This is a genomic window from Paramylibacter ulvae, assembly GCF_014652655.1.
Taxonomy (GTDB): domain Bacteria; phylum Pseudomonadota; class Alphaproteobacteria; order Rhodobacterales; family Rhodobacteraceae; genus Amylibacter; species Amylibacter ulvae.
The window spans coordinates 251,177-264,358 of record NZ_BMZF01000004.1; the positions used below are offsets into that span (position 1 = coordinate 251,177).

The window sequence follows — 13,182 nt, forward strand, 5'->3', positions numbered from 1 at the left end:
ATATGCAATTAAAAGAAATCACATATGACGGTCAGCCTCCGATTGATTCATACGGGCCTGGTTTTTTTCGTGTCGAAGATAAAATTCATGACGGCAACCTGTTGATGTTGCCAAGCGGTGTGTTCAGTTGGGGTGGGTTTGATGATTTGGATCAAATCATTGCCGCGACTGAAACATTGGATGTTATTTTCATCGGAACGGGCGATGCGATTACCCAAATTCCAGTCGCCACACGCGAAATATTTGAAAAAAACGCAGTGCCGTTTGAGATCATGGCGAGCCCATCAGCAAGCCGCACATATAATATCCTGCTGTCCGAAGGGCGGCGGGTTGGTGCGGCGTTGATCGCGGTCTAATCCCAAAGGATGACGCAAATTTGCGCCGAGCAGAATTATTTACCACTGTAATTGCATATCATTTGCGCTATAGCTGAAACAGAAATTACCACTCTAACGAAAGAGGCATAACATGGCTTTTGAACTTCCTGATCTACCTTATGCGCATGATGCGTTGGCCGCTGGCGGCATGTCTGCGGAAACATTGGAATTCCACCACGACCTGCACCACAAGGCATATGTGGATAATGGCAACAAATTGATTGCTGGCACAGAATGGGATGGCAAATCCTTGGAAGAGATTATCGTTGGCACATATGATGCAAAATCTGTTGCGCAAAACGGTATCTTTAACAACATCAGCCAGTTGTGGAACCACAACGAATTTTGGAAAATGATGGGCCCAACAGGACGCGCGATGCCATCCGAATTGGAAGCGGCGATCACAGACAGCTTTGGTTCTGTTGATGATTTCAAAACTGCGTTTGGCGCAGCGGGTGCTGGCCAATTTGGTTCAGGCTGGTGCTGGTTGGTGAAAAATGCCGATGGCGGTTTAGAAGTAACCAAAACGGAGAACGGTGTGAACCCATTGTGCTTTGGCCAAACGGTATTGTTGGGCTGTGATGTTTGGGAACATTCATATTACATTGATTTCCGCAACAAGCGCCCAGTTTACTTGTCAAACTTCCTCGACAATCTTGTTGATTGGGAAAATGTAGCGAGCCGTCTGGCCGCCGCATAAACCAAACCAACTAACTGAACGGCCCGAGAATCGATGTGATTCTTGGGCCGTTTTCATTTGTGCTCTGCACCATTTGGCAACCAATGGTTGTGCGGTAAGTGGATTTAAAGAAGAAAAGCTAATATTTGTGCAAAGTTGCGAAATTTGTGCAGAAAATTCGCATGATTTTCTTGACTCTGAACGCTGTTACAGTGACGTTACGTTCAAACGCTAAACAACGGGAGGACTAGACCTTGGTCTAGGTTGTTGGGCAAAGACCCTGCAGAGCAATCTGCGGGGTTTCTTTTTGCAAAAATGAATAAGGATTCGGATATGCGTGAAAGCACAAAAGGTGTGATTGCGATGGTTTTGGCCTGTACGATCTGGGGCCTGTCCGCGCTGTATTATCGCCAAATCGCACACGTCCCCCCGTTAGAGGTGTTAAGCCATCGCACGATCTGGTCTGCGTTGTTGTTATTGCTGTTCATCGGGATCAAAGGGCGGTTGCATGAATTACGCGCATTATTGCGCGATGGGCGTGCAATGGCGTTGGTTGTGCTGGCGGCGGTGATGATTTCAATCAACTGGTTTGTGTTCATCTATTCCGTACAGGTCGGCAAATTGGCCGAGAGCAGCCTTGGTTATTACATATTCCCATTGATCGCTGTTGTGCTGGGTTATCTGTTCTTAGGTGAACGATTGTCGCGCAGACAATGGTTTGCCGTTGTGTTGGCGTTTATTGCGGTCAGTTTGATGACATATGGATTGGGTGTGGCACCATGGATTTCATTGATCCTTGGCGGTACGTTTGGACTATACGGCCTAATCAAAAAACCACTGGCGGCGGGGCCCACGATTACTGTGTTGGGCGAGGTAGTGTTGTTATCACCGCTGGCGGCGATCTGGTTATGGGGCGCACATACCCAAGGCTGGATCGGCATTGTTGATCGCCCAGGTGGTTATTTTGGTCATGGCATCGATACGTTTTGGTTGATCTTTGCAGGGCCGATGACGGCGGGGCCGCTGGTTTTGATGGCCTATGCGATGAAACGGCTCAGCCTTGCCAGTGTTGGATTGGTGCAATACGTCAATCCAACAATCCAGTTTTTATTGGCAACGGTCATTTTCATGGAACCGTTCACCAATTGGCATCTGATTGCATTTGCACTGATCTGGGCTGGGCTTGCGATTTATTCGGTGGAAAGCTGGCGCAATCAAGATAAAACCTGATTAAGCACGCGCATTGCCGCGGGCACGGAATTACAAATCGTGAAAAAATCTCGGTTATGCGGTGCGACAAATCCATTTTCGATTTGATGGTCAATCATTGTGATCATCGGATCCCAATACCCATCCACATTCAAAATCACACAATGTTTTTCGTGCAATCCCAATTGGCGCCATGTCAGCAATTCGAAAAATTCATCCAGTGACCCAAGCCCACCTGGCAACAGAACAAAGGCATCTGAATTCATCACCATCACCTTTTTGCGTTCATGCATATTTTCGGTGATGATAAAATGGGTCAGGTCGCGTTTGCCCACCTCTTGGTCCAATAAGTGCACGGGGATTACGCCAAAGGTTTGCCCGCCCGCGGATTGCGCCGCATTGGCGACAGCGCCCATCAATCCGACATCACCCGCACCGTAAACAAGGCGCAAATTTGATTCTGCCAACGCTCGGCCAAGGTCAGTTGCGGATTGTTTGAAGCTATCCTGTGTGCCCATACGAGAGCCGCAATAAACACAGACGGATTTGTTTAAATTTTGCGCCATTGAAAAAACCTTTGTGAAAAAACTAGGGAGAATACGTTTTATGGCATTATAGTTGTGTGAAACCGAATGTCACGCGGGTGGGTTATATGAACGACGAAATTAACACTGTTTCGAACAAGGGAAAATACGGAGTGCTGATAGCAGCAGTGATCCTGTTGGCGGTGATTGTTTGGATAGCGCAATCATTCATTCCAGATTCTGCGGTGCAGGTGGCGGATACGTCAACAGCCGTTGAAAAAGAGCCTGAAACAACCGTTTCCGTTGAACCCAGTGTGGAACCCACGCCACTCACATTCGATGTGGTGCGCGTTGATGAAACCGGGGGCGCGGTCATTGCGGGGCGCGGTGAACCATCCAGCACCATTACCGTCACGGGCAATGGTCAGGAATTAGGCCAAGCAGAGGTGGGCGCGGATGGAAATTTTGTGGCGCTGTTGGATGTGCCAACGGGGGATGAACCAACCACGCTGCGATTGAAATCCGAACAGGATGGCGCGACATCGGATGATAGTTTTTTAGTGATGCCAATCGCCCCTGAAACCAACGCAACCCCGATGATTGTTGGCACGCAGGATGGGCAGGTAATCACCACCCCATCCCATCAAGTGGATCAATCCCAATCGCCTAGTGTTGTCAGCGAAATCACATTGGACACGATTGATTATGCCGCCACGGGTGATGTGGTGTTTTCAGGGCGCGGTGTTGCCGATAATTCCGTGCGCGTGTACGTGAACAACGAACCCCAAGAAATAGGACAGATTGATAATGGGCGCTGGTCTGTTGCCCTGCCAGATGTGGACGAGGGAATTTATACCGTGCGTATCGATTCTATTTCAGAAACGGGTGCGGTGACATCGCGGATCGAGAGCCCGTTTAAACGTGAAATCCCCGATGGCGATACGCTGCGCGATAGTGTCACTATTCAACCTGGTTTTACGCTTTGGGCATTGGCGAAACAAAAATATGGCGCGGGGACACGGTTTGTGCAGATATATGACGCCAATCGCGACACAATCAAAGACCCCGATCTGATTTATCCTGGACAAGTGTTCACATTGCCGAACTAGGCACTGGTCATTCTGGGTGCTGGGGCGTAGTTTCCGATCAGGCACGATGAATAAAGGAAATATCCCTTGCGCAAATCCACCAATACCCAGCAAACCGTTGACAAAAAACAAGCCATAAATGTCGTCCAAAAAGTATTGCCATACCTGTGGCCAGCCGAACATTCTTGGGTAAAAGTCCGCGTTGTATTGGCGATGATTTCGCTGGTTCTGGCCAAGATTGTTTCCGTTATCACCCCGTTTTTTTACAAAGGTGCGGTGGATGCACTCGCACCTGAACAGGGCGAGCCGAACACCGTGTTTATGCTGACCGCAGGTGCGGTTGGGTTAACTGTTGCATATGGTGTTTTGCGATTGATGTCCGTGGGATTTAACCAGCTGCGCGATGTGATTTTTGCACGTGTTGGACAGCGTGCCTTGCGCCAATTGGCGTTGGAAACGTTTCGCCATATGCACCGTTTAAGCCTGCGATACCACATCACGCGTAAAACGGGGGGGCTGAGCCGGATTATTGAACGCGGGGTTAAGGGCGTTGAATTCCTACTCCGCTTCATGCTGTTTTCCATTGGCCCGTTGATTTTGGAATTGTTGTTCATCGCAGGCATTTTGTTTTTCGTCTTTGATGTTTGGTATTTGGCGGTGGTGGTTGTCACCATCGGGATTTACATTTGGTTTACCTTTGCCGTCACCGAATGGCGCGTCAAAATTCGCAAGGAAATGAACGACCAAGACACAGACGCCAATCAAAAAGCAATTGATAGTCTGCTTAATTTTGAAACCGTGAAATATTTCGGCGCCGAAGAACGCGAAGCCATGCGTTATGACGAAAGCATGCGTGGATACGAGGCGGCGGCGTTGAAAACCAACTATTCCCTCGCATTTCTGAATTTCGGGCAATCGCTCTTTATTACTGTTGGTCTGGTTGGTGTGATGGTGATGGCGGCGTTTGGCGTGCAGCGTGGCGATTTGACCGTAGGCGATTTCGTGATGGTCAATGCATATATGATCCAGATTACGATGCCGTTGAATTTCCTTGGCACAGTGTATCGCGAAATTCGCCAAGCATTGGTCGATATGTCTGAAATGTTTGAACTGTTGGAACAACCCGCCGAAGTGGTAGATAAACCAAACGCCAAATCATTGCGCGTATCAGGTGGCCAAATTGAATTTGACGGAATTGATTTTGGCTATAACGCAGATCGTCAGATTTTGGATGATCTCAACATCACGGTTGAGGCGGGCAAAACATTGGCAGTTGTTGGACCATCTGGTTCGGGAAAATCCACCATCGGGCGGTTGTTATTCCGTTTTTATGATGTCGACGGGGGCGGTGTGAAAATTGACGGCCAAGACATTCGTGATGTGACGCAATCAAGCCTGCATATGATGCTGGGGATTGTGCCACAGGATACGGTGCTGTTTAACGATACAATCGGGTATAACATCGCCTATGGTCGTGATGGGGCAAGCCAGAATGAAATCGTTGCCGCCGCCAAATCCGCCAAAATCCATGATTTTGTCATGAGCCTGCCAGATGGATATCAAACCACCGTGGGCGAACGGGGTTTGAAATTATCAGGCGGTGAAAAGCAACGCGTGGGCATTGCGCGCACCTTGCTGAAAGATCCGCCAATTCTGGTACTGGACGAGGCGACATCAGCGCTGGATACCGAGACCGAGCGCGATATCCAAGAATCCCTGCGCGGTCTTGGCCGTGGACGCACCGTGATCACCATCGCGCATCGTCTGTCCACGGTGGTGGATGCCGATGAAATTGTGGTGCTAGAGGCAGGCAAAGTTTCCGAGCGTGGCACACATGATGACCTGCTGGCGCAAAACGGGCGTTACGCACAGATGTGGCAAAACCAAATTGCAGAGGAAGAGCAGGGCGTTGCTTGAGGTAATCGCTGACATTGTTGAAGGTGACTGGTTGTGGTGCTGGCGCGATATCGCTTGACGTAACCTCGATACGCCCAGTTATAATTAATATTATTTTTCGTATGGGAGCCAACACAATGTCACATCTTGTTACTTCAGAAAAATACCAATCTGATGAAATTGTAGTCGAAGAAATTCTTATCGAATTAAACGACGATGAAGTCATATTGAACAGATTACTGGAACCATTTGAAGCAGATACTCTGGTTGTAATTCAGAACGAACTTGGTGAAATCGAGCAATTTTCAGAAGTGCATTTGGAGCAAAGTATTCGTAATGCACGCGGCACGATTTTTACGGGAATTACAAAACAGTCGCGCAAGTTACTATTTAGATTCAAAGCAAAAGGTTTTGCAAAAGCGAAAGTCATTATTTCGCAGGTTCGGAGTGGTTTTGCGAGCGCATTTAAGGGCTTTCCCTGTAAGCTTTGTAAAATGGTGGTTAAGACCGTCGTCTCAACTATATTGGTTCACTTAGGCGTTCCGATTGCACCTACTGGAGAGTATGATTTCAAGGGTTTTGTCGCTTCGGTTACTAACGCTGCAACGGATATTGCGAATGGAGTTTATGGACAAGTTGTGCAAGCCCTTTCGAGCCTGTTGCCAGCAAATTGGTGGAACGCAGTTCTTAATGTATTGCATCTCGCGAATTGGATGTTGGACGCGACGGATGCGTTCTTTGAAAAGATATGCAATTTGGTTGGAATGTGTTCACCTCCTTCGCAGGCAGCACCCTAACCAAGCTTTCTTGACTGATTTATTCACATAATAAGCTGATTACTCCGCTGCGTTCAGCTTGGTAACGTTTCCATCATCCACGTTGTCATCATCCCATGACACAGTGCCAAGTGATGCTTTTTTCGTGGATTTTTGCAATGTTCGATCGCGGCCAACGCGGCTGTTGCGCCCACCGGTTATCGTGCCCATCCACGCGGATGAATTATAAACACCTTTGTTAAACCAAACGCGTAGCGCCAATAGGGACGGTGTGACGACCAAGGTTAACACAGTGGCAAGCCCCAGACCAAACACCACCGCCGTTGATAGCTGTTTCCACCACAGCGCGGTGGGGGCATCAATCGTATAACCACCGTTATAAAAATCAATCGACAACCCCAAAACCATGGGTGTTAGTCCCGCAATTGTGGTGACAGTGGTCAAAAATACAGGGCGAATGCGATCCTGAGCGGTGCGCGTAATCGCCGTGAGTTTTGGCATATATGCGGCGTATTCTTGATAGGTATCAATCAATACGATGTTGTTATTCACCACGATCCCCGCAAGTGCGACAATCCCTGTACCCGTCATGATGATCGAAAACGGTTGATCCATAATCAACATGCCGATCAACACACCCGTGGTTGACAGGATCACCGCCAACAACACCAAGATGGCGTTATAAACGCTGTTAAATTGTGCCAGTAAGATCACGAACATGAGGCCAAGCGCACCGATGAATGCTTGGCTTAAAAATGCTTGGCTTTCCTCTTGTTCGGCTTGGTCGCCCTTCCATTCGTAATCAATACCCGCGGGCAGGGGATTTTCGGTTTCTAACCATGTTGTTAGTTTGGCAATTTCTTCGTTTGCGTTGGCGCCATCAATTACATCGGCCTTAACATCGAAATAACGTTTTGAATCGACGCGATCAATTTGCCCCAGCTTTTGCACGGGTTCGAGTGTGATGAAATTTGATATCGGGATCAGACCACTGGATGTGCGCACGCGCAGTGTTTCCAGCGTAGAAATTAAGCGGTCTTTTTCGGGTAAGCGTACGCGAATGTCGATTTCATCGTCGGATGTGTCAACGCGCATTGTGCCCAGTTGCAATCCGCGCGTGACCAGCTGCACCATCGCGCCCACTTGGGCCACATCGGCTTGATAGCGCCCTGCTTTTTCAACATCGACATCTATTTCCCAATCAATGCCCGGCAGGGGGCGTGTGTCCTCGATTTTGACTGCGGCGTCGGTATTTTCGAATTTTGTGCGCACGATTGCGGCGGCATCCATCAAATCTTGCCAATCTTGGCCCTTGATTCGCAACGCCAGTGGTTTGCCAGACGCAGGACCCATTTCAAGCACCAAGATTTCCGCCTGAACACCTGCTATTTTAGCGATACGATTTGAAATGTCGTCGATGATTTCAGTGCCCGTGGGGCCAGAGAGGCGCGTATCCCATTCTGTCAGCTCGACCTGCACCTGTCCGACGGTATCAAGGGGGGCTTGTGCACCGCCTGTGTTGTTATTCAATCCACCCTCACCAGCAAAGGCGAATACGTTTTTGATACCCTCGACGCCTTGCATCAGTTCTTCGACTTGTTGCACCAGCGCGTCTTTTTCGGGCAGGGAAAAATTGCCGCGTGCGCGGACATAAACAATGGCGTTCTCAGGTTCGGTTTCAACAAAAAACTCAACACCATTGTTGTTTTTGCCAAAAATTCCAAACACGGTCATCACAAAGAAACCCGTTGCTGCCAATGTCACCACGGGCATGATGGGATTACCAACGATGAAATGGATGAAATGACCAAACCAGTTTCGCTGATATCCACCCTTAATCGGTTTTTCACGCGCACCGTGGCGCAGGGCATGGCCAAGGGTTGAACCCCCAACACAGCCGACAATGAACAAAATCGCACCAAACAGGATGTTGCCACCCAGCAGTGTCATCAACCCAAACACCAACACGCATGCAGCGCCGACCAATAATGCAAAACGGACTGTCCAATGGAATTTTGCGCGCAACCAACGCGCGCTACCGCCGACGCCGCGTGAAAAACGCCCCGCAATGCCACCGATTACCGGCAGATATACAAGCGCCACCAACAATGATGCAGTTAGGACATAGATCAAGGTCACGGGCAACATGCCCATGAATTCACCAGGGACACCGGGCCAAAACAACATGGGCAAAAATGCACAAAGCGTTGTCGCCGTGGACGACACGATCGGCCAGAACATGCGTTTGGCGGCCATACCATATGCTTTCATCGGGCCCACGCCCTCTGTTATCTTTTTATCGGCATATTCCACCACAACGATGGCGCCATCCACCAGCATACCAACCGCAAGGATCAGACCAAACATCACGATGTTTGAAATTGCGATCCCCGTGGTGCCCATGATGGCAAAGGCCAACAGGAACGACGTTGGAATGGCAAACCCAACCAAGAGCGCGGATCGCACGCCAAGCGCGGCTAAGATCACAATCATCACCAGCGCAATCGCGGTAAAGACCGACGATTCAAGCTGGCTGACCATGCCGCCGACCTGAATGGATTGGTCTGTGGAATAGTTGATCGCAATTGCATCGCGCAATTCTTGGGGCCATTCATCAACGGCGGCGGCGACCTCTTCTTTTACCAAGCTTACGGTTTCGATCAGATTGACGCCTTTGCGTTTCACAACTTGTAACGCGACGGTACTGTTGCCGTTAAACCGTGCCGTTCCTGCGCGATCCTCAAACGTGAGACGAATTTCAGCCAGATCACCCAGCGTGATAACGCGATCACCATTCACCTTGACAGGCAGGGAATAAACATCCTGTGGTTCATCAAATGACGATGGGATTTTGAAGCTAAACGCCCCCGTTTTGGTTTCCAATTCGCCCGCTGCGATCAACAGGTTGTTGTTGTTCACAACGTTGATCAATTCGCTGGCAGTGACGTTATATGCTTCTAGCTTGAGCGGATCGATCAGAACCTCAAGCATTTCATCGCGATGTCCTGCGAGCCCTGCTTCCAGTACTCCGGACATGGCCTCGATACGATCTTGTAAATCGGTGGCCACGCGCAACATGGTGCGTTCCGGAATGTTGCCCGACAGGGACACAACCACAATTGGAAATTCGGAAAAGTTGATTTCGTTGATTGTGTATTGATCTGCACCATCTGGAAAATCGGCTTCGGCCTGATTAACTTTGTCACGCACATCGGCGATGACGGCGGCTTTATCCCAGCCAAACTCGAATTCAAGCGCGACACCGCCATAACCTTCGGCGGCAGTGCCTGAAATGGTTTTTAAACCGTCCAAGCCCTTAAGTTTGCTTTCAAGCGGTTTGACCAATAGCTTTTCGGAATCTTGTGCGGAAATGCCGGGGAAGGGGACTGAAACGAACAAGGCCGGGATGTCGATATCCGGTTCACCCTCTTTTGGAAGCCCAGTATAGGCCAGAATACCCGCGCCAAGTGATAAAAGCACGAGCGCAACAATCATGCGCGCACGCTCAATGGCCCAATCAATTATCCCCGTCATGATTTGTCGCCTTTATATGTCACCTCAACTGGTGTGCCAGTGACAACATATTCATGACCCAACACAATCACGTCGATATTTTCTGGCAACCCTGTCACCCAGATACCGTCTGGCGTGTCTCTGATCATTTGAACGGGCATGAATTGCGCATGTCCATCGACCGCGGCGCGAATGCCAAAGCGCCCATCGCCATCCAATGTCATCGCAGATTGGGGCAACAAATGCCCCTTGGTGCCATCAAGCCCAATGTAGATATCCGCAGTAGATCCATCGCGCATTTTCAATAATGGGTTTGGAACCGTGGTTTCCACCAAAAATGTGCGTGTGATTTGATCGGCAGAACGTGAAATATAGGTAACTTTCCCTTGGACCTGATCACCTGTGATCAAGCTGGCCAATGCGGGGGCGCCCACGGCGATTTTCGCAACCTGTTGTTCCGTGGCATAACCTGTCAATTTAATCGGATCGAGCGCGATTACCGTGGCACATGTGGAACCCGCCAGCAGCAGATCACCAAATTCAGCGGCATCAGATTCCAGCAATCCCGAAAACGGTGCGGTGATTTGTAAATTTTCGATGTCTTTATTCGCACGGATCACGGATGCTTGCGCGGCTTCTAATGCAGCTTTGCGGCTGATGACTTGGGTTTCAGATGCGAACCCTTTTTTGACCAAATCTTCGCTGGTTTTGCTGTTGTTTTGGGCTTCGGCAAGGCGCGCTTGTGCCTCTGCTAATGCAGACGCTTTGGTGCCTGGGTCCAGTTCACATAACAATTCGCCCTGTTCCACCAATGTACCCTTGCGCAAAGGTTGCGAAATAACGGTGCCAGATGTTTCGGCCTTAACTTCTACGAATTTGTACGCGGTGGTTTCACCGCGTAACAATATCCCGCTGGTCACATCTTGTGCGGTAGATTTCATCGCGAGCACTGAAATTTTGTCAGAGGTTTCTGTTGCAGGCGCGTCGTCACTGGTCGCCAGTGCCATTTTGGCGTTTTGAACAACCGCATTCGCGGCATCGCGTTTGGCGCGGGCTGCATCAAATTCGCTTGCGGCAGTGGCGGCGTCTTCTTCGGCGAGTTTTAACGCTTCTTGTGCGGCGGATAATTGCTCTGCGGCGTTTCCGCGAACCAATTCCATCACAAAATCACGCTTCATAATTAGGAAAAATGTTGCAACACAGACCAAGATTGCAGTGATGATTGATGAAATTTTCATAAGAGACCCGTGGTTCGTGAATTTGTAACTGACTTAACTTATTTTTTGCGAAATATCAGCCTTAAGTTGCAGCTGTTAGCAATGCTTACTTTTATATGACTTTTGTAATATATCAACAGTGTATCTGTGAGCGTTGTGGTTTAGAGTCGCAATGATAAAACTTTGCTTATATATAAAGCAGAGCGAAACAATAAGAGGCAGCACATGTCAACCACCAGCACAATTTCAAAAAAATCTGCGGTTTCTGATCCTGAACAAGTGTCGGAAACAATGCCAAAGCGCAAAAAAATGACCGTGCCTGCGTTTACCGCCGCCAAGGGTGGAAGACCATTGGTTTGCCTTACTGCCTATACCGCACATGTGGCCCATATTGTGGATGAACAGGCGGATATGATTTTGGTAGGCGACAGTCTGGGTATGGTGATCCACGGTATGCCCAATACATTGGGTGTGACCATGGAACATATGATTATGCATGGTCAGGCCGTAATGCGCGGTGCTGAAAAAGCATTGGTCGTGGTCGATATGCCATTTGGAAGTTTCGAAGAAAGCCCAGAGGTTGCATTTCGAAACGCGGCGCGGTTGATCAAGGAAACGGGTTGTACGGCGGTTAAATTGGAAGGCGGGCGTGAAATGGCACCAACCATTCGCCACCTTACCAACCGTGGTATTCCTGTGATGGCGCATGTTGGTTTGATGCCCCAACAGATGAACACGGCGGGTGGGTTCAAGGCCGTGCGTGAAAAAGATCAGTTCGACGAAGTTATCAAAGATGCACAAGCTGTCGAAGAGGCGGGCGCATTTTCTGTGGTTGTCGAAGGTGTGGCGGTGCGATTGGCCAATAAAATCACCAAATCAGTTGGCATTCCAACCATTGGCATTGGTGCCAGTGTGGAATGTGACGGGCAAATATTGGTGTTCGAGGACATGATTGGCCTGTTCCCTCGTGTACCAACATTCGTCAAACGCTATGGCAACATGGAAGAAATGATGCGCGATGCGGTGGAACGTTATTCATCCGAAGTGCGCGAACGTAAATTTCCAAGCGATGATTATACCTATAAGATGAAAGCAGACTAGGGTTTCAAGAGACCTGATGGATATGCGTTTATCTGCTTGGCTTTCCCACGCGATTTACGCTAGTTTCCCCGCAGAAATACGCAGGAGCAAAACGTGAGCAATACAGATTCCTTTATCGAAGAAGTGTCCGAAGAGGTTCGCAAAGACCAACTTTACGGATATTTCAAAAAATACGGCTGGATTGCTGGTTTGTTAATTGTCGCCATCGTTGGCGGCACGGCCTATTCTGAATGGTCCAAAGCATCCAAAGCATCCAATGCAGAAGAATTGGGTGATCGCATCGCGGCAGCATTGGAAACAGATGGTAACGTGCAACAAGCCGATGCATTGGCCGCGATTTTACCAGATGCGGGTGGTGCTGCTGCGTTGATCGAAATTCAACGCGCTGCTGTTTTGGCCGATAATGATGACAAGGCTGGGGCCTTGGATATTCTGGATACACTTGCACTTGATGGTGCTGCACCTGAAATTTACCGTGAATTGGCAATGTTGAAATCATTGATGCTGCGCGGTTCGGAAACCGAATATGGCAAACGCATTTTGGCGTTGGATGTTTTGGCAAAACCAGGTGCTGCGTTTCGCGCCGTTGCTTTGGAACAAAAAGCGCTGGCAATGATGGATGCGGGCAAAACGGATGATGCGATTAAGCAATTCCAAGCATTATTGCTGGAACCACAAGTCAGCAACGCCATGAGCGAACGCGCCCGGCAATCCATTATCGCGCTGGGCGGCACATTGCCCGATATTGCGGAAATGCTTTCAAATGGCGTGCAAGCGCAATAAACTATTTTAAACAGTGACA

At 49.2% G+C, this 13,182-nt stretch carries 11 protein-coding genes; 8 read left to right on the forward strand and 3 right to left on the reverse strand.

All coding sequences use genetic code 11. The annotated features are described in order from the left end of the window. The first annotated feature begins 2 nt into the window (after window positions 1-2). The 3 genes from IE094_RS09815 (at window position 3) to rarD (ending at window position 2,286) form a co-directional block, all read left to right on the forward strand. Entirely contained in the window at window positions 3-356 is a 354-nt protein-coding gene (locus IE094_RS09815) for an Mth938-like domain-containing protein (protein ID WP_189640515.1), read from the forward strand. 112 nt (window positions 357-468) lie between these two features. Continuing rightward, window positions 469-1,077, forward strand: coding sequence for a superoxide dismutase (locus IE094_RS09820; protein ID WP_189640516.1), 609 nt, complete (start codon window positions 469-471; stop codon window positions 1,075-1,077). Between the two features lie 312 nt (window positions 1,078-1,389). Beyond that, window positions 1,390-2,286: an EamA family transporter RarD gene (rarD, locus tag IE094_RS09825; protein WP_189640517.1), complete on the forward strand. Its 897-nt coding sequence runs from the start codon at window positions 1,390-1,392 to the stop codon at window positions 2,284-2,286. Here the strand turns inward: rarD and IE094_RS09830 are convergent. Beyond that, on the reverse strand, window positions 2,271-2,831 hold the full coding sequence (locus IE094_RS09830) for an LOG family protein (RefSeq protein ID WP_189640518.1): 561 nt from the start codon (window positions 2,829-2,831) through the stop codon (window positions 2,271-2,273). The two genes, rarD and IE094_RS09830, sit on opposite strands and share 16 nt — an antisense overlap. A gap of 86 nt (window positions 2,832-2,917) precedes the next feature. Between IE094_RS09830 and IE094_RS09835 the strand changes: the two genes are divergently transcribed. From IE094_RS09835 to IE094_RS09845, 3 genes are all read left to right on the forward strand, one after another. After that, complete coding sequence (locus IE094_RS09835) at window positions 2,918-3,898, forward strand: Ig-like domain-containing protein (protein WP_189640519.1); 981 nt, start codon at window positions 2,918-2,920, stop codon at window positions 3,896-3,898. Window positions 3,899-3,964: 66 nt separating this feature from the next. After that, window positions 3,965-5,794, forward strand: a complete 1,830-nt coding sequence (locus IE094_RS09840) for an ABCB family ABC transporter ATP-binding protein/permease (RefSeq protein WP_229802215.1) — start codon at window positions 3,965-3,967, stop codon at window positions 5,792-5,794. A gap of 116 nt (window positions 5,795-5,910) precedes the next feature. Further along, complete coding sequence (locus IE094_RS09845; RefSeq protein ID WP_189640520.1) at window positions 5,911-6,570, forward strand: hypothetical protein; 660 nt, start codon at window positions 5,911-5,913, stop codon at window positions 6,568-6,570. Between the two features lie 39 nt (window positions 6,571-6,609). Here the strand turns inward: IE094_RS09845 and IE094_RS09850 are convergent, their stop codons facing one another. Together IE094_RS09850 and IE094_RS09855 are read right to left on the reverse strand one after the other, a co-directional pair. Then, entirely contained in the window at window positions 6,610-10,083 is a 3,474-nt protein-coding gene (locus tag IE094_RS09850) for an efflux RND transporter permease subunit (protein WP_189640521.1), read from the reverse strand. After that, window positions 10,080-11,300, reverse strand: coding sequence for an efflux RND transporter periplasmic adaptor subunit (locus IE094_RS09855; RefSeq protein ID WP_189640522.1), 1,221 nt, complete (start codon window positions 11,298-11,300; stop codon window positions 10,080-10,082). Before IE094_RS09855 ends, IE094_RS09850 begins: the two co-directional genes overlap by 4 nt. A 204-nt stretch (window positions 11,301-11,504) precedes the next feature. Between IE094_RS09855 and panB the strand changes: the two genes are divergently transcribed. Both panB and IE094_RS09865 read left to right on the forward strand, forming a co-directional pair. Further along, entirely contained in the window at window positions 11,505-12,380 is an 876-nt protein-coding gene (gene panB, locus IE094_RS09860) for a 3-methyl-2-oxobutanoate hydroxymethyltransferase (RefSeq protein ID WP_373295872.1), read from the forward strand. 93 nt (window positions 12,381-12,473) lie between these two features. Continuing rightward, window positions 12,474-13,163, forward strand: coding sequence for a tetratricopeptide repeat protein (locus IE094_RS09865; RefSeq protein ID WP_189640523.1), 690 nt, complete (start codon window positions 12,474-12,476; stop codon window positions 13,161-13,163). The last annotated feature ends 19 nt before the right edge of the window (window positions 13,164-13,182 follow it).